The following is a 15,957-nucleotide window of genomic DNA, read 5'->3' as shown; positions in this document are numbered from 1 at the left end:
GCCTGGACCGCTCGTACACTGCATCTCCTGCGCGCGCGCCGGGCCCAACGGCCAAGCGCGCGCGGCGCTGTGCCAGTCGTCTTGACCGGGCAGCGTATTCACCACAACGTTCCGGTGACCGCACGACACCCATGCGGGAACCATTGCAATGGTCGCCGTGTCATTTGTTGGCGGCGGCATCCTTCATCGACGTGCAAGGAAATCGTTCATGATCAAGCGTTCCATTACCCGCAGTCCGTCGCGCGCAGGCCAGGCCGGCATGAGCTTGCTGGAAATCATCATCGTCATCGTGCTGATCGGTGCGGTCCTCACGCTGGTCGGCAGTCGCGTGCTCGGCGGCGCCGATCGCGGCAAGGCCAATTTGGCCAAGTCGCAGATCCAGACCCTGGCCGGCAAGATCGAGAATTTTCAGCTCGATACCGGCAAGTTGCCGAGCAAGCTCGATGACCTGGTCACCCAGCCCGGCGACAGCAGCGGTTGGTTGGGGCCTTACGCCAAGCCGGCCGAACTCAACGACCCATGGGGCCACGCCATCGAATACCGCGTGCCCGGCGACGGTCAGCCGTTCGACCTGATGAGCCTGGGCAAGGACGGCAAGCCCGGTGGCAGCAGTTACGACGCAGACATCAAGTACCAATAAGCTCTCGTCATGCGCGTTGCGTGTCAGCCGTTGTTTCATCCGCATGGAGGGGGCGGCCCTGGTCGGGCACGCACGCGTGGCACCTCGTTGCTGGAGATGCTGCTGGTCATCGCGTTGATCGCAATGGCCGGCGTGCTCGCCGCTGCGGCACTGAACGGCGGCATCGACGGCATGCGCCTGCGCACCGCCGGCAAGGCGATCGCCTCGCAACTGCGCTATACGCGCACCCAGGCGATTGCCACCGGCACGCCGCAGCGGTTCTTGATCGACCCGCAGCAGCGTCGCTGGGAAGCACCCGGCGGCCATCATGGCGATCTGCCGCCGTCGCTGGAGATCCGGTTCACTGGCGCGCGCCAGGTGCAGTCGCGGCAGGATCAGGGCGCGATCCAGTTTTTCCCGGATGGCGCATCTACCGGCGGGCGCATCGATTTGCAGGTCAAGGACGCCAGATGGCGTGTCGACGTGGGCTGGATCACCGGCGAGGTGCGTTCGGGCCCCTTGCGGACGCCATCGCCATGAAGTGTCAGCGCGGTTACACCTTGATCGAAGTGATCGTCGCCTTTGCGTTGTTGGCCTTGGCATTGAGCCTGTTGCTGGGGTCGTTGTCCGGCGCCGCACGCCAGGTGCGCGCAGCCGATGAAAGCACGCGCGCCACGTTGCACGCGCAATCGCTGCTGGCGGTGCAAGGCATCGAAAAGCCGCTGGAGCCCGCGCAGCAACAAGGCACCTTCGAGAACGGCCACTTTCGCTGGTCGATGGATGTGCGCCCTTACGACGAACCGCGGCGCAACCTGCAGGCGCCGCTATCGCCCGGCGCGCATCGTCTGCTGCAACTGACCTTGGTCGTGCGTTGGGGCGAGCAGCCCAATCAGATGCTGCAATGGCGCACCTTGCGGCTGGTGGCCGCCAGCGCGCAGGGCAACCCGTCATGAGCCGTTCGCGCAGCGCGGGCTTCACCTTGATCGAAGTGTTGCTGGCCACGATGTTGTTGGTCGGTGGGCTGGCGTTGGCGTTTGCCACCTTGCGCTCGGCCAGTGCGGTGAGTCAGCGCGGCGAAGCGATCGCACAACGCAGCGAGCGGGTGCGTGCGGTGGAAGAATTCCTGCGGCAGCGCTTGGCTGCGGCATTGCCGATCGCCATGGGCATCGATACGCAAAGCCAGCAGCCGATCCTGTTCATCGGCGAGCCGCAGCGCCTGCGCTTTGCCGCAGACGTACCGGATTATCTTGGCCGCGGCGGGCCGTATCTGCACGACCTGTCGGTGGCCGGCGATGGCGATCAGCGCAACCTGCTGATTGCGTTGACCATGCTGCAATCCGGCAAGACGATCGAAGAGAGTAGCCCGCTGCCGCCGGAAAAACTTGCCGAAGGCGTGCAACAGGTGAATTTCCGTTATCGCGGTATGGATCCCCAAACCAGCCGGCTGAGCGCGTGGCTGCCGCAGTGGGAATGGCACGACCGCTTGCCGTTGATGGTGCGCATCGAGATCCGCAGTGACGATGCCGCATGGCCGCCGATGGTGGTGGCGTTGCCGCAATCCAGCAACCCGGGGGCCGGGCAATGAGCCGCGCGCGCGGTGCCGCGCTGGTGCTGGTGTTGTGGTTGATCGCGTTGCTCACCGCGATGATCGGTGCGTTCGCGCTCACTGCACGCGTGGAAGCACTGCAGGGCAGCATGCTGCGCAACGGCGCGCAGGCGCAGGAATACGCGCGCGCTGGCCTGGAATACGCATTGTTTCGCTTGCAAGACGCCGACACCCAGGCACGCTGGCGTCCAGACGGCCGGCGCTATCGCTGGCAAATGGACGATGCCAGCGTGGAGATTCGTATCACCGATGAAAGCGGCAAGGTGGATCTGAACATGGCCGAGCCCGGCTTGCTGGCCGGTCTGGTGCGCGCGGTCGGTGGCGACCAGTCCAGCGCCACCCGGATTGCCGGTGCCATTGTCGATTGGCGCGATACCGATTCATTGAGCCAGCCCGGCGGTGGCGCAGAAGATCGCGATTACGCCGATGCCGGTCTGCCGTATGGCGCAAAAGACAGCCCATTCGAAACGCTGGGCGAACTGCGCCTGGTGCTGGGCATCGATGGCGAGCTGTATCGCAAGCTGTTGCCCAACGTCACGCTGTACAGCGGTCGTTCGCGGCCTGAAGCGCGTTTTGCGCCGGCCCCGGTGCTCACCGCGATGGGGCTGGACGCGCAGCAACTGCTGGCCCAGCGTGACGCGCCGCTGGGTTTGCCGGGCAGCGACGCGACGATCGGTGGCTCGGGCACTTATAGTATCGAGAGCCGGGCGCGACTGAGTCAGGGACGCGAGGCTGTGTTGCGGGCGTTGGTGTCGACCGGCGCGTCCGCATTACCAGGGTCGGCCTATACCGTGTTGCGTTGGGAAGAGGGAGCAGCAGTGCAATGACCGCATGGCGGGATACCTTGGGTCGTATCGGCGTACGCGCCATGCCGGGAGCCGGAGGGTTCTGGCGTTGGTGGCAACAATCGCTGCTGGCCTGGCTGCCGCAGCGGTGGCAATGGCAATTGGGTTTGTCGCAGGCACGCCTGTTGTTGCAACAGGACGGCGACGCGCTGCAGTTGCTGCGCCAGCGCGACCATAGCTGCGACAGCGTCGCCAGTCTGCCGTGGCCGGTCCATCCGCAGGAAGTGAATAGCTTGCTGCCGACTGCGCTGGAAAGCCTGCCGCGGCATTGGCTGTTGCCGGCCGCGCACGCGCTGCGCCGGCCATTGCGCCTGCCTGCCGCGGCCGCGGCGCGGTTGCAGGATGTGGCGCGTTTCGAGATCGATCGGCAAACCCCGTTCACCGCCGACCAGGTGTATTTCGATGCGCGCGTGCTTGACGTGCGCGAAGACGGCCAGTTCGATGCCGAACTGGTGGTGGTGCCGCGGCGCATGATCGATGGCCCGGCCGGTGTGCCGGACGCATGGAACAGCGCGCTGTCGGGCATCGATGTCACCGATGCGAAAGGCCTGCCACTTGGTGTGAACCTGCTGCCGCCGGCACGCCGCCTGCGCCGCAGCGACCCGATGCAGCGCTGGAATCTGCTGCTTGCCGCTTCAGCGCTGGTCTTGCTGGCGGTGGCCGGCTGGCTGCTGCTCGACAATCGCCGCCAGGCCGCCGACGATCTGCGCGCCAAGGTGCAGGCCAACGCCGCGCGCGCGCGCCAGGTCGCTGCCGAACGCCAGCAATTGATGGATCTGGTTGAAGGCGCGCGGTTCTTCCAGCAACAACGCGCGACCCGCCCGACCTCGGTGGAGATCTGGGACGAACTGAGCCGGCGTTTGCCCGGTGGCACCTATCTGGAAAAATTTTCAGTCGAAGGCGGGCAATTGCAGTTGATCGGATTGAGCAATGAAGCTTCTTCGCTGGTGCGTCGTCTGGAAGGCTCGCCGCTGTGGCGCACGCCATCGCTGACCGGCGTGCTGCAGAGCGATGCCGGCCGTAACGTCGACCGCTTCACCATCACCGCCGAACTTGCCGGCCCCGATGCGAAGGAGGCGGCCGATGCCACGCAGCGTTAAGCGCGATCGCTGGATCGCTTTGGGCCTGCTGTTGCTGGTGCTCGGCGTGGCCTACCTGGTGCTGGTGCACCCGTGGTTCACGCAACCGATGATTGCGGTGCAGGACGACCTGCAAGCGCTACGCGAGCGCGAACTGCGCGTGCGTGTGCAGCTGCAGCAGGCAACGGAAGTCAGCAAGCGGCTGCGGCAGGCGCGTCAGACGCTGGAAAGCCGCCCAGGCTTTTTGCCGGAAACCTCGGCCGAACTCGCCTCCGCTGGGCTGGTGCAGCGCCTCGAGCGCGCGGTTGTGGAAGCCAGCCCCGGTAACCGCAGTTGCGCCATCAGCAACCGTTCGCCGCTGCAGCCCGAGAGCAAGAACCGCTTCACCCGCGTGGCGGTGCAAGTGCGTTTGCGCTGCGGCACGCCAGAACTGGCTTCGGTGCTGTACAGCCTGGAAAACGGCACGCCGCGGTTGTTCGTGGACAACCTCAACGTGATGGCGCAGCGCTACCAGCTCTCGCCGAACGAAAGCGGCAATGGTCTGGATATTGCCTTCGAACTGGCCGGTTATCTGCGCCCGGGCGCCAGCGCCGCACCGCTGAATAACGAAACCGCACCTGCCGCTCCCAACGCCGCGGAGGCCAGCAATGCGCCTTGACATGATCGGCCTGCGCACCTGGTTGCTGGCCACCGTGGTCGGGTGGGCGATGCTGGTGTGCGCGCTGGCCGTTGCCGGCCTGGGCAAGCGCGTCGAGCTGCTGCCCGACGACCCGGCCTTGGTGCAGCGCCTGCCCACGTTACCGGCACCGGCACCGGAGCGCCTGGGCGCGTTCGAAAAATATTCGGAAATCGCCGCGCATCCGGCGTTCGCCGAAGACCGCCTGCCGCATCCGTTCTTCCTGTCCGGCAACGACGGCAGCGGCGCTGCTTCGACAGTGCGCCTGACCGGCGTGCTGCTGACCGATACCTTCAAGATGGCGACGTTGAGCCTGGACCCACAGGATTCGGTGCGCGTGCAACTGGGCGGTGATGCGGTCAAAGGCTGGCGCCTGCTCGCCTTGCAGCCGCGTAGCGCCACCATCGAAGGCCCCAGCGGCACGCAAACGCTGGAATTGCACGTGTTCAACGGCCAGGGCGGGCAGCCGCCCACTGCCAATGCCGCCGCACGTGGTGCCGGTACTGCGACTGCGCCGGTGCCGTCTCCCGACGCTGCGGCAGTTGCCGTGCCGCCGCCGCAACAGCAACAACCGCAACCGCAACCGCAACCGCAATCCGTGCCGCCGGTGCAACAGCCCGGCTGGCAGGCACTGCCAACCGTGCAGCCGCAGCGTAGCGATGGCGCGCAGGAAGCTCCACGCCCCTCCGACGATCAGATGCGTGCCATCCGCGAACGCATCGAAGCCCGACGCCGCCAGCTGCAACAGCAGCGCCAGAGCGGCTCTCCCCCCGGTCAGACCCAATGAGTGAACGCATGACGCCGCGCCTGTTTCCCGTATCCCTGCTGATTGGCCTGCTGGCCGGTTGCGCCACCACTCCGCCGCCGGACGTGCGCCGCGACGCGCGCTTGGATCCGAACGTCGGCGCTGCCGGCGCCACTCAAACCACCGCCGAGCAGAGTGCCGACGGTAAGGCCAGCGCCAAGCCCAGCCCGGTGATCCGGCGCGGCAGCGGCACCATGATCAACCAGAGCGCCGCGTCCGCGCCGGCGCCCACGCTGGGCATGGCCAGCAGCGGCAGCGCTACCTTCAATTTCGAAGGCGAATCGGTGCAGGCCGTGGTCAAGGCCATCCTGGGCGACATGCTTGGTCAGAACTACGTCATCGCGCCCGGCGTGCAGGGCACCGTGACCCTGGCCACGCCCAATCCGGTCTCGCCCGCGCAGGCGCTGAACCTGCTGGAGATGGTGCTGGGCTGGAACAATGCCCGCATGGTGTTCAGCGGTGGCCGCTACAACATCGTGCCGGCCGACCAGGCATTGGCCGGCACCGTCGCGCCCAGCACCGCCTCGCCCTCGGCCGCGCGCGGTTTCGAGGTACGCGTGGTGCCGCTGAAGTACATCTCGGCCAGCGAAATGAAGAAGGTGCTCGAGCCCTATGCGCGCCCGAATGCCATCGTCGGTACCGACCCGGCGCGCAACGTGATCACCCTGGGCGGTACCCGCGCCGAGCTGGAAAACTACCTGCGCACCGTGCAGATCTTCGACGTGGACTGGTTGTCGGGCATGTCGGTGGGCGTGTTCCCGATCCAGTCCGGCAAGGCCGAAAAGGTCAGCGCCGATCTGGAGAAGGTATTCGGCGAGCAGAGCAAGACCCCCAGCGCCGGCATGTTCCGCTTCATGCCGCTGGAAAACGCCAATGCCTTGCTGGTGATTACTCCGCAGCCGCGCTACCTGGACCAGATCCAGCAGTGGCTGGACCGTATCGACAGTGCCGGCGGCGGGGTACGGCTGTTTTCGTACGAGTTGAAGTACATCAAGGCCAAGGACCTGGCGGATCGTCTGTCGGAAGTGTTCGGCGGCCACAGCAGCGGCGGCGATTCCAATGCATCGCTGGTGCCAGGGTCGGAAACCAGCGTGCTTGGCGGCGCGCTCGGCAATCGCGACAGCAGCATGGGTGGCAGCTCCGGCATGACCGGCGGCAGCATCGGCGACAGCGGCGATGGCAGCTCGTCGGGCAGCAGCTTCGGCAGCAGTGGAGGTGGCAGCAGCAGTGGTGGTCTGGGTAACGGCAGCCTGCAGCTGTCGCCGCGCAGCAATGGCAACGGCGCGGTGACGCTGGATGTGGCCGGCGACAAGGTGGGTGTATCGGCGGTGGCCGAGACCAATACCTTGCTGGTGCGCTCCACGCCGCAGGCCTGGAGCTCGATCCGCGATGTCATCGAAAAGCTCGACGTGATGCCGATGCAGGTGCATATCGAAGCGCAGGTGGCCGAGGTGAATTTGACTGGCAAGCTGCAGTATGGTGTGAATTGGTACTTCGAGAACTCGGTGAATGCTGCAGCGGATTCGGCCGCCAATAGCACCGGCATTGGCGCTGGTGCCGGCTTGGCAAGCGCAGCAGGGAGAAACATTTGGGGAGATATCGCTGGGAAAATCACCGGTGAAAAAGGCGCTCAGTGGACGTTCTTGGGCAAGAATGCGGCCTCGATCATCCATGCACTTGATGAGGTGACTAATGTGCGTCTTCTGCAAACGCCTTCTGTTTTTGTACGCAACAACGCCGAGGCAACGCTGAATGTTGGCTCACGTATTGCGATCAATTCGACGTCTATCAATACCGGTCTCGGAAGCGACAGCAGCTTTTCCTCGGTGCAGTACATCGACACTGGCGTAATCCTGAAAGTGCGTCCGCGTGTGACCAAGGACGGCATGGTGTTCTTGGATATCGTGCAGGAAGTCAGTAGTCCTGGTGATCGTCCCGCTGCCTGTACTTCGGCTACTGCGACGGTCAATGCCGCCGCTTGTAACGTTGATATCAATACGCGCCGTGTAAAGACGGAAGCTGCCGTGCAGAGCGGCGATACGATCATGTTGGCCGGTCTGATCGACGATACGACCAGTGATGGCAGTAACGGAATTCCCTTCCTGAGCAAGCTACCGGTTGTTGGCGCGCTGTTTGGATCCAAGAGCCGTAACAGCGCCCGCCGCGAAGTCATCGTGCTGATCACTCCCTCGATCGTGCGCAACCCGCAGGAAGCGCGCAATCTCACCGACGAATATGGTCAGAAATTCAAGGCCATGGAGCCGCTGAAGCCCAGCCAGAAACCGCAATGAGTGCAGCGCTGCCGGTCGTGTTGGTGCCGGTCGGCACCGACGAGGAGGCGTTGGATGCATGTCTGGGGGCGTTGGATGCCGCCACACCCGCAGGCACGCGGGTATGGCTGGCCGACGATGCGCAAGCTGGCCCGCGTGGGCGCGCAGTAATCGAGCATTGGCTGGTGCGCACGCAATTGCAGGCGCATCACACCCGTCGCCAGCGCATGCTGGGCGAGGTCGCGCATCTGGACGAAATGCTCATCGCTTGCGGCGATGCCGACGTGGTGGTGCTCGGAGTGGATGCCCGCCCGTTGCCTGGGTGGTTGCAGCAACTGACCGCATGTTTCGCACGCGACGCCGCGATTGCCACCGCCACGCCTTGGAGCAATGTGGGCGAAGCCTGCAGCTGGCCGCGGCTGGGCGAACTCAACCCCATGCCGGATGCAACGGAGCGGCTTGCCGCTGCCTGTGCCGCAATGCCGCCGCTGCATCCGGAACTTCCATCGGCGATCGGGCACGCGGTGCTGTTGCGTGGCGCTGCACGGCGCAAGGCCGGCGGCCTGGATGCCAGCAGCTATGGTTCGTGGTACGCCGCGCTGGTGGATTTGAGTCTGCGCATGGGCGGGCTGGGCTGGCGCAATGTGTTGTGCGGTACCGCTTTCGTCGCCTCGCCACACGAGGGCCGCCCGGCCGATGGCGACATGGATGCCTTGGCTACCCGCTGGCCGGCCTGGCATGCCCGTTTGGCCAACTTCCTGATGCACGACCCGCTGCGTGCGCAGCGCGATCAGCTGACCCACTTACTGGCCGACCTGCCGCCACCGGATCCGCAACGCGCGTTGTTCGACGCGTAGAGCAGCTGACAACGCAATTTCGCGCACAGCCAGATGTTTGCGCCCGGTGCGTTGTGCGGCGTACACCACTCGTCCACTGCGGTTTCCCGTGCGCCGGCTACGGCCACCTGACGGCTGCCCGCCACGTCTTGTTGTTAGCGGCTCTTGGTCGTCTCGCGACCGTGCTTCGCAGGGTCCTCGGATCGACACAGTGATGCACTTGATCAAGCGACCGAAACACCACCGCACAGTCGGCATCCGTGTGCAGCCGCTGCCAGCCACTGCAGGTGCCACCTGTGCGCTCTGCTCCGAGCACACCACCCGCATCCATCGCGACAGTTGCAATGAGTCTGTAATGAGGCGCCGCACCCGCAACCAAGATGACGGCGAGGCATGCTCTTAATCGATTCCCGATTCCCGATTCCCGATTCCCGATTCCCGTCGCTACAGCGCCGACCGCGTCGGTGCCTCTGTCCGCACCACCACATCCACTGCGTCATGACGCCAGGATTCGATATCCAGTTCCACCGCGCGGCCATCTTCGGCAAAGCTGATCCGCTGCAGACGGAAGCACGGCGTGCCGGGAGCGGACTGCAGCAGCATCGCCTGTGCTGCGTCCAAACCGGCCGGGTGCATCGACAGTTGCGCGCGGCTGAGAAACAGGCCGAGTTGCTGGTTGAACACCGTCGACAGCGACCCGGCCAGATCGTGTTCGAGCAGGCCCGGCGCCCAGGCCGCGAGCACCACATTGGTTTCCAGCAGCACGGCGCGACGATCGATCCAACGCCGACGTTGCAGCACGAAAACCTCGTCGTACGGGCTATCCAATCGCAATGCCGCAGCGTAGGCAGCGCCCGCGACCTGTCTGGTAGCGCTCAATAATTCGGTGCGCGGCTTGCGCCCTTGCGCGGCCACGTACTGCATGAAACCGGCGATGCTGGTGGGGTCGTAGCGCACGCGCGACGCGCTGACGAACCAGCCGCGACGATTCTCGCGGTAGATGCGGCCTTCGGCTTCAAGTTGTTGCAAGGCTTCGCGCAGCGTGATGCGGGTGCAGCCGAACCGCTCGGCCAATGCGCGTTCCACCGGCAAGCGTTGATCCTGACCCCATTCGCCTGCTGCAATCTGTGCGGAGATCGCTTCGGTGATGGTGTGCTGGCGCGACACGCTCATGCGGCGAACCGTTGATGGAAGGCGCGGGATCTAGGCAATGCCATGAGGTGGAAGGCGTGCATGTTGCGATGGTAAAGAAGAACGCGTGCACAAAACGCGCCTGGCTCAGCGTGCGCTAGCCAGGTTCGGGTTCTGTTGGGTTTTCCAGCTGCGCCAGCCGTACACCGCAAGCGCCACGAAGCCGGCGTAGAGCGCGGCAGTAGGGTGCAGCCCCTTGCTGATGAAGACGCCGACATAAACGCAGTCGAGTACGATCCACAACACCCAGTTGGCGATACGCTTGCGTGCTGCCCACAGGCTGGCCACCAGGCTGAAACTGGCAAGCGCCGCATCCAGCCACGGCAGCGCCGCATCGGTGCGGTAATGCATGTAGGCGCCGAGTGACGCAGCGAACGCGGCGCCGATGCACAGCGAGAGCCAGCATTCCATCACCGGCATCGGCAGCGGGCGGATGCGCGTGTCTGCAGGGCTTCCGCGTTGCCAGTGCCACCATCCGTAGAGCTGGGTCAGCACATAGACCCCTTGCAGCAGCATGTCCGAGTACAGCTTCCACTGATAGAACAGCCACGCGTACAACGCCACCGCCACGATGCCCACCGGCCAGCACCAGCGAATGCGCCGCGCGGTCAGCCACACGCCCAGCAGGTTGATCGCGACGGCGATGGATTCGAGCAGCGACATACGGGATCTGGTGCGGTGTGGATTATGGTGGAGATGCGTAAGACAACTTAGGGCGGCTAACAAAACCACTGCGCAGTCGCCATGCAGGGGCGTCCAGTGCGCGGTGTGGCGTACATCTCGCAAAAACTCCGGTTCCGCAGCGCCGTTCATACCCGCCTGACGAATGCTTGCTAGGTCCTGGTAGCCGCCCTTCGAACCCGGATGCTGCGTGCAGCAAACGCACGGCGCGCAACATGCCAGCAAGGCAGGTGACAAGCCGCTGATCACAGCATCTTGCGGATGCGTCGGCGGCCGACGCTGCCAAGCAGCGCATCACTTGCGCGTTCTTCCCGCGCAGGCACGGGAAGGCATGTAGCGAGTGCATGCCATGGCGATCTAGAAATCCACCTGCACGGTCAGCCGCGCAGTGCGCGGCGCACCGGGGAACAGATACGCATCGCCCTGATATTCGCCGGAATCGCGCCAATAGCGCTTATCGAACACGTTGTCCACGTTCAAACGCCAGGTGGTCGCCAGCCCGCCCAGCGCCGTGGCGTAGCGCGCACCCAGATTGGCCACGGCGTAGGCCGGCACGCTGGCGTTGCCGAGGCGGTCGGCGAACTTGCGCCCGCTGTATTGCACGCCGGCCAGCAGCGCCAGTCCATCGACGCCGGGCACGCTGTAATCGGCCTGCACGCTGGCGCGCAGCTTGGGCACGTTGATCGCCTGATGGCCCTCATACTCGGCAATGTCGGTGTCTTCTGCACGCGCGCGGATTGCTGCGATGCTGGCGAACAGACGCAGCTGCCGGGTCGCTGCACCGTCGGCAGACAGCTCCAGGCCGCGGTTGTGCAGGCGGCCCTGCTGCACATAGAGCAGACCGCCATCGGCCTGCGGTTGGGTGAACTGATAGGCCTGACGGATGTCGAACAATGCCGCGCCCAGGCGCAGGCTCTGCAGGTCGATCTTTGCGCCGGTTTCCAGCTGATATGCATTGGTGGGCGGCAGGATCTCGTCGGCGTTATCGGCAAACCACGGCGCCGTGCCGCCGGCCGCCAGGCTCTTGGCGTAGCTGGCATACAGCGACACGTTCTGCTGCGGCTTGAACAGCAGCGCCGCCTGCGGCAGCACCGTGTCTTTGCGCATGCGTCGTTCCAGCAGGCCGTCGCGATCGAAGCTGCGTTCGTCCAGTTGCACGTAGCGCCCGCCAAGCGACAGTTCCCATTGCGCACCCAGGCCGATGCGGTCGGCCAACACGAGCGCGCGCTGGCGGCTATCCAGTCGGCGCTGCTTTGGGGCCAGCGGCACATCGGTCTGCGCAAACACCTCCGGGTCGCGGTCGATGCTGCCGCTGCCGACGAATGCGTTGACTGAGCCAAAACGGTCGATGGTGCGGCGCAACCATTCGCCGCCGACGCTCAGGCGATGTTCCAGCGCGCCGGTAGCGACACGGCCTTCCAGCGTGGCACGCAGTTGATTGTGCACGCGGGTGTCGTCGGGGCTGCGGTAATCGTAGACGTCGTACTCGCCCTGCGCGCTGAAGAAGTTCGGCGTGGCGAAGTCGGCGCAGCTTGCCGCGCCATAACAGCCCCAGGCGAACGCAGAGAAGTCGTTGATCGTCGAGCGGCTGCGCGATGCGTCGGCAGTGGCGCGCCAGTCGTCGTTGAACTGGTAGGCGTACCGGAACTGCGCGTTGAGCGAATCCATTTCCACCGGACGTGCCCACGGCTGGTAGCCGAGCAGGCGATGCACATCGATATCACGCGGCACCTGCGTGCCACCCAGCAGTTGATAGCCCGGCACCGAGCGCTGTTGCCGATGCTGATATTCCACGTCCAGCTGCAACAGCGCTTGCGGGGTGATCTTCCAGTCGCCGGCCAGCGACAGGAAATTGCGGTAGCCGTCGGCATGATCGACATCGCTGTCGATGTCTTCGCGTGCGGCGTTGATGCGCACGCCCAGCGTGCGTTCGGCACCGAACCAGTCGCCCAGATCGGCGGCGAGATAGCGTGAGCCTTGTTCGTCGGTGCCCAGGGTCACGCTGCGCACGTGCTCGGGCCGCTTGGTGCGGTAGTCGATCAGCCCGGCCGGTTCGTTGACGCCCGACTGCAACCCGGCCAGACCCTTGAGGAGTTGCACCTGCTGTTTGTTTTCCAACGCGATCGATTGTTCGCCCACCGCGCTCATGCCGTTGATACGGTAGCTGTTGGCGGCATTGAGCGAATAGCCGCGCACCACGAAGTTTTCGTAATAGCCAATGGGCGCATACGCATCGCCAGCGGAAGCATCGGCACGCAGGACTTCACTGAGCACGCGTGCCTGACGATCGAGCAATTGCTGACGATCGATGAGCGCGATCGACGCGGGTGCGTCCAGCAGCCGGGTTGCGCCGAATCCGCTCAATGCCGTGCTGGTCTCGACGCGCTCGCCACGCACGTTGACCGCATCCAGTTCGACGGCATTGGCGTCGGGTTGCTGCTGCGCCAGTGCAGGGGTGCAGCACAACGCCAATACCAGCGCGAGCGGGCAGCGGGAGAGCAGGGGGAAGGTCGCAGACATTGACAACGCTCGACAGGAAAGAGAAATGAGGGCGCTCACGGCAGCCGGCGCGCACGCGCGTGCAGATGCTCAAGCAGGTGCTGGCCATCGGCGCTGGTAAACCAGTCCGCATGGCCGAGCAAATAGCGGTGATAGGCGATGTCGGCGTTGGTGGGCGAACGTGTGATGCCGGCGAAATATTCGATTTCGCTCAAGGCGAAGTCGGCATGCACGATCGGCAGCAGTGCGGCCAGGCGGCGCAACTGGTTGGCATCCAGTGGACGATGCTGCGCATAGCCATCCAGTAGCGCGTCGAGCTGTGCCAGTTCGGCCTGCGCGCGTGCGCCGGTGTCCAGGCGCAGCCAGGGGATGAGGTTGCGCTCGATGGCGGTCGCCAGATCGAACAGTGCGCTGCTGCAATCGCTCAACCCGAAATCGAAGATGGCGCTGACGCGGGTGTGCCCGTCGTCGGTGTCCCACAGCAGGTTGGACGCGTGCCAATCGCCATGCGTCCACAGCGGCGGTAGCGCGCCCGGCGCAGACAGCAGCGGCCACGCGCGCGCATGCCAGGGCAGCAGATGGGTGGCGAGATCGTGTTGCCAGGGGCGGTATTGCAAGGCGGCTGCCAGGTGCGGCCGCGTTGGCAATGCATCGTGCAACGCCTGCAGCGGGTCCGCCTGCGCAAACAGCCGCAGGTTGGCGACCAGCACGCTGGTGGAGCGCACCGGCGCATCGAAGCCCTGGGCGGCGCTGTGCAGTTGCGCCAACGCAGCGCCGGCCGCCCGCGCATGTGCCACGTCGGTGAACGGTGTCCACGACAATGCATCGCGGTAGAGGTCGCGCCCGGCGCCGACGCGCTGCACTTCGTACACCCACTCGTCGTACGTCAGTGCGGTGCAGCCCTGGGCGTCGTGCAGCACCTCCGCCACTGGCGCGCCGGCCCAGCGCAGATGGGCAATAAAGTTGTGTTCCTCGCGCAGCGCGGCGACGCTGCGCACGCTGCGATGGTGGCGTTTGACGATGACCGGGCCGCTTTCAGCGTCCACGCAAGCTGCTGCCGAGAACGGGCGCGCGCTCTGCCATCGCACCGCAATGAGCCGGCCTGCGGCTGCACACCCATGCAGCACGCGATGGATTTCATCGGTGGTGAGCACCGGCCAGTCCGGCAGCGCCAGTTCCAGGCTCATGCCATGCACCTGATGCGGCACGTTCATGGCCTGATTCCTGACAGACCCACGGATCGCTCTGCCCCGGTGAGTGGTATAGACCAATGGAAAGGGGGCGAAGCGGCGGACCCGGCACTCGCGCCGGCAATGACAAGAACGGCGCTGCCAGGCCGTCGTCGCATCGCATCCGCCATCAGGCAGCGGCGATGCAGGGAATGAAAAGGCAGCGCGAAACCGAAAGATCGCTAGCCGTCATCTCAACAATCAGGTGTGGGAGTGCACCAAAAGCGATTGGCAAAACAACTGGCGATCAGATGGGTGTGGGCGGTGTGCTCTGAAGCGGATGTACGCGCGTTACATGCATCGAGTGCCGCCCGCGCCCGCCTGGTGGCTGCGCAGTCGTTTTGCAGGTCGCTCAAAATGTCGTAAACGGAGACCGCACGGCGGCTCCCGACGCGCAGTATGCGCTTTGCCAGCATGGGTCGCCATGCCGCCAAGCGCATACGGCGCGAGTGACTGCCTGCAAGCAGGAGCGTGGCGCAATGTCCAGCCCGCCCGGGAATATCAACGCAATGCAGCCGCGACAACGCCTGATGCGTAGCTTGCAGCTGCGAACTTGAGATGGCGCTGCGCCGCTCCGGCACCGGATAATGGGCGGATGACTGCCGTCCAGATCGCCGCCGTCGTTGTCACCTATCAGAGCAGCAGCACCATCGATGCCTGCCTGTCGCGATTGCGCGCGGCCGAGGGCATCAGCGAGATCCGGGTGGTCGACAACGCTTCCAGCGACGACACCCTGGAAGTCGTGCAGCGTCATGCCCTGGCCGATGCGCGGCTGCATTTCATCGCCAACCCCGATAACCCCGGTTTCGCCACTGCGTGCAATCAGGGCGCGCGCGACTCGCAGGCGCCCTGGCTGGTCTTTATCAACCCCGACTTGATGGTCGCGCGCGACACCTTGCTGCAGCTATGCGACCGCGCAGCGGGGCATCCGGCGGTACTGCTGGGAGTGGAGCAGGTGGATGAGCAAGGGCGTCCGGATATGGCTGTGCGCCGCCGCGACCCGGATTTTGCGGCGATGCTGCGCGCGCCGCGTGCTGCCGCCAATCTGACGGTGCCGGCCGACCCGTCGCGGGCCCTGCAGCCGGTAGACGCCATCTCCGGCGCGTTGATGCTCATGCAGCGCAGCCTGTTCGACCGGCTGGACGGCTGGGACGGCAGTTATCGCCTGCATGCCGAAGACCTCGACCTGTGCCGGCGTGCCCGCCAGGCCGGTGCCCTGGTTGCGGTGGCCAACGATCTGCAGGTAGTGCATGTGCGCGGCGTCTCCAGCCGCGCGCGGCCATTTTTCGTGGAGTGGCACAAACATCGTGGATTGTGGCGCTATTTCCGCAAGTTCGAAGCTCGCCACCGCGGCTTGATGACGCAGCTCGGCGTCTGGCTTGCGATCTGGACCCATGCGGCTGCGCAGGTGCCGCGTTTGTTGCAGAAGAAGTGACTTTCTGTGCGTTACTCATAAGTCAGTAAATTAGGGAGCAAATGCCGGTGTCTGCTGTCCAACCATCCATGAAGAAGAGAGACGGACGTTTGGTATCGCGGGCAGTGCTGGAAGAAATGCGCCTGATGGCGTTGCAACGGATGGGCGAAGGCGAATCGCCGGCCGAAGTGGCCTCGTCGTTCGGGC

Annotated in this window: 15 protein-coding genes, 2 other RNA genes and 1 pseudogene; 14 read left to right on the top strand and 4 right to left on the bottom strand. The window is 65.1% G+C overall.

The window, feature by feature from the left end:
• Window positions 1-208: 208 nt before the first annotated feature.
• From gspG to WJW29_RS16285, 11 genes are all read left to right on the top strand, one after another.
• Window positions 209-640 carry a type II secretion system major pseudopilin GspG gene (gspG, locus tag WJW29_RS16335; RefSeq protein ID WP_011407642.1) on the top strand — a complete coding sequence of 144 codons (432 nt, stop codon included), beginning with the start codon at window positions 209-211 and terminating at the stop codon, window positions 638-640.
• A gap of 9 nt (window positions 641-649) precedes the next feature.
• A complete protein-coding gene (locus tag WJW29_RS16330) occupies window positions 650-1,159 on the top strand; it encodes a GspH/FimT family pseudopilin (protein ID WP_011257724.1) in 510 nt (169 codons plus the stop codon).
• A complete protein-coding gene (locus WJW29_RS16325) occupies window positions 1,156-1,572 on the top strand; it encodes a prepilin-type N-terminal cleavage/methylation domain-containing protein (protein ID WP_011257725.1) in 417 nt (138 codons plus the stop codon). Before WJW29_RS16330 ends, WJW29_RS16325 begins: the two co-directional genes overlap by 4 nt.
• Window positions 1,569-2,204, top strand: a complete 636-nt coding sequence (locus WJW29_RS16320) for a type II secretion system protein J (protein WP_011257726.1) — start codon at window positions 1,569-1,571, stop codon at window positions 2,202-2,204. Before WJW29_RS16325 ends, WJW29_RS16320 begins: the two co-directional genes overlap by 4 nt.
• The gene (locus WJW29_RS16315) at window positions 2,201-3,052 is read left to right on the top strand and encodes a type II secretion system protein GspK (protein ID WP_011407644.1); all 852 of its coding nucleotides are present in this window, start codon (window positions 2,201-2,203) and stop codon (window positions 3,050-3,052) included. Before WJW29_RS16320 ends, WJW29_RS16315 begins: the two co-directional genes overlap by 4 nt.
• Window positions 3,049-4,170, top strand: a complete 1,122-nt coding sequence (locus WJW29_RS16310) for a PilN domain-containing protein (RefSeq protein ID WP_011407645.1) — start codon at window positions 3,049-3,051, stop codon at window positions 4,168-4,170. The genes WJW29_RS16315 and WJW29_RS16310 overlap by 4 nt, the downstream gene beginning before the upstream one ends.
• Window positions 4,154-4,807, top strand: coding sequence for a type II secretion system protein GspM (gene gspM / locus WJW29_RS16305; RefSeq protein ID WP_011407646.1), 654 nt, complete (start codon window positions 4,154-4,156; stop codon window positions 4,805-4,807). The genes WJW29_RS16310 and gspM overlap by 17 nt, the downstream gene beginning before the upstream one ends.
• Entirely contained in the window at window positions 4,797-5,612 is an 816-nt protein-coding gene (xpsN, locus tag WJW29_RS16300) for a type II secretion system protein XpsN (RefSeq protein ID WP_011257730.1), read from the top strand. The genes gspM and xpsN overlap by 11 nt, the downstream gene beginning before the upstream one ends.
• Window positions 5,609-7,921 carry a type II secretion system secretin GspD gene (gspD, locus tag WJW29_RS16295; protein ID WP_011257731.1) on the top strand — a complete coding sequence of 771 codons (2,313 nt, stop codon included), beginning with the start codon at window positions 5,609-5,611 and terminating at the stop codon, window positions 7,919-7,921. Before xpsN ends, gspD begins: the two co-directional genes overlap by 4 nt.
• Window positions 7,918-8,757, top strand: coding sequence for a hypothetical protein (locus WJW29_RS16290; RefSeq protein ID WP_011257732.1), 840 nt, complete (start codon window positions 7,918-7,920; stop codon window positions 8,755-8,757). The genes gspD and WJW29_RS16290 overlap by 4 nt, the downstream gene beginning before the upstream one ends.
• Before the next feature lie 60 nt (window positions 8,758-8,817).
• Window positions 8,818-8,897, top strand: a non-coding RNA gene (locus tag WJW29_RS16285) — sX9 sRNA.
• A gap of 283 nt (window positions 8,898-9,180) precedes the next feature.
• Here the strand turns inward: WJW29_RS16285 and WJW29_RS16280 are convergent.
• Entirely contained in the window at window positions 9,181-9,909 is a 729-nt protein-coding gene (locus WJW29_RS16280; RefSeq protein ID WP_011257733.1) for a UTRA domain-containing protein, read from the bottom strand.
• Between the two features lie 105 nt (window positions 9,910-10,014).
• Window positions 10,015-10,590 carry a nicotinamide riboside transporter PnuC gene (gene pnuC, locus WJW29_RS16275; RefSeq protein WP_011407648.1) on the bottom strand — a complete coding sequence of 192 codons (576 nt, stop codon included), beginning with the start codon at window positions 10,588-10,590 and terminating at the stop codon, window positions 10,015-10,017.
• A gap of 114 nt (window positions 10,591-10,704) precedes the next feature.
• On the opposite strand from pnuC, the gene WJW29_RS16270 reads away from it, so the two are divergent.
• A non-coding RNA gene (locus WJW29_RS16270) (sX9 sRNA) lies at window positions 10,705-10,776 on the top strand.
• Between the two features lie 189 nt (window positions 10,777-10,965).
• On the opposite strand, the gene WJW29_RS16265 is transcribed toward WJW29_RS16270, so the two are convergent.
• Window positions 10,966-13,128 carry a TonB-dependent receptor gene (locus WJW29_RS16265; RefSeq protein ID WP_011407649.1) on the bottom strand — a complete coding sequence of 721 codons (2,163 nt, stop codon included), beginning with the start codon at window positions 13,126-13,128 and terminating at the stop codon, window positions 10,966-10,968.
• Between the two features lie 35 nt (window positions 13,129-13,163).
• Window positions 13,164-14,321, bottom strand: a complete 1,158-nt coding sequence (locus WJW29_RS16260) for a phosphotransferase (protein WP_011407650.1) — start codon at window positions 14,319-14,321, stop codon at window positions 13,164-13,166.
• Between the two features lie 610 nt (window positions 14,322-14,931).
• Between WJW29_RS16260 and WJW29_RS16255 the strand changes: the two genes are divergently transcribed.
• Together WJW29_RS16255 and WJW29_RS16250 are read left to right on the top strand one after the other, a co-directional pair.
• A complete protein-coding gene (locus WJW29_RS16255; protein ID WP_011407652.1) occupies window positions 14,932-15,771 on the top strand; it encodes a glycosyltransferase family 2 protein in 840 nt (279 codons plus the stop codon).
• Window positions 15,772-15,812: 41 nt separating this feature from the next.
• A pseudogene (locus WJW29_RS16250) lies at window positions 15,813-15,957 on the top strand (IS630 family transposase); the annotation flags it as partial.

This window comes from Xanthomonas sp. JL1 (assembly GCF_038405005.1).
This window is presented reverse-complemented; position numbering and strand designations above follow the sequence as displayed.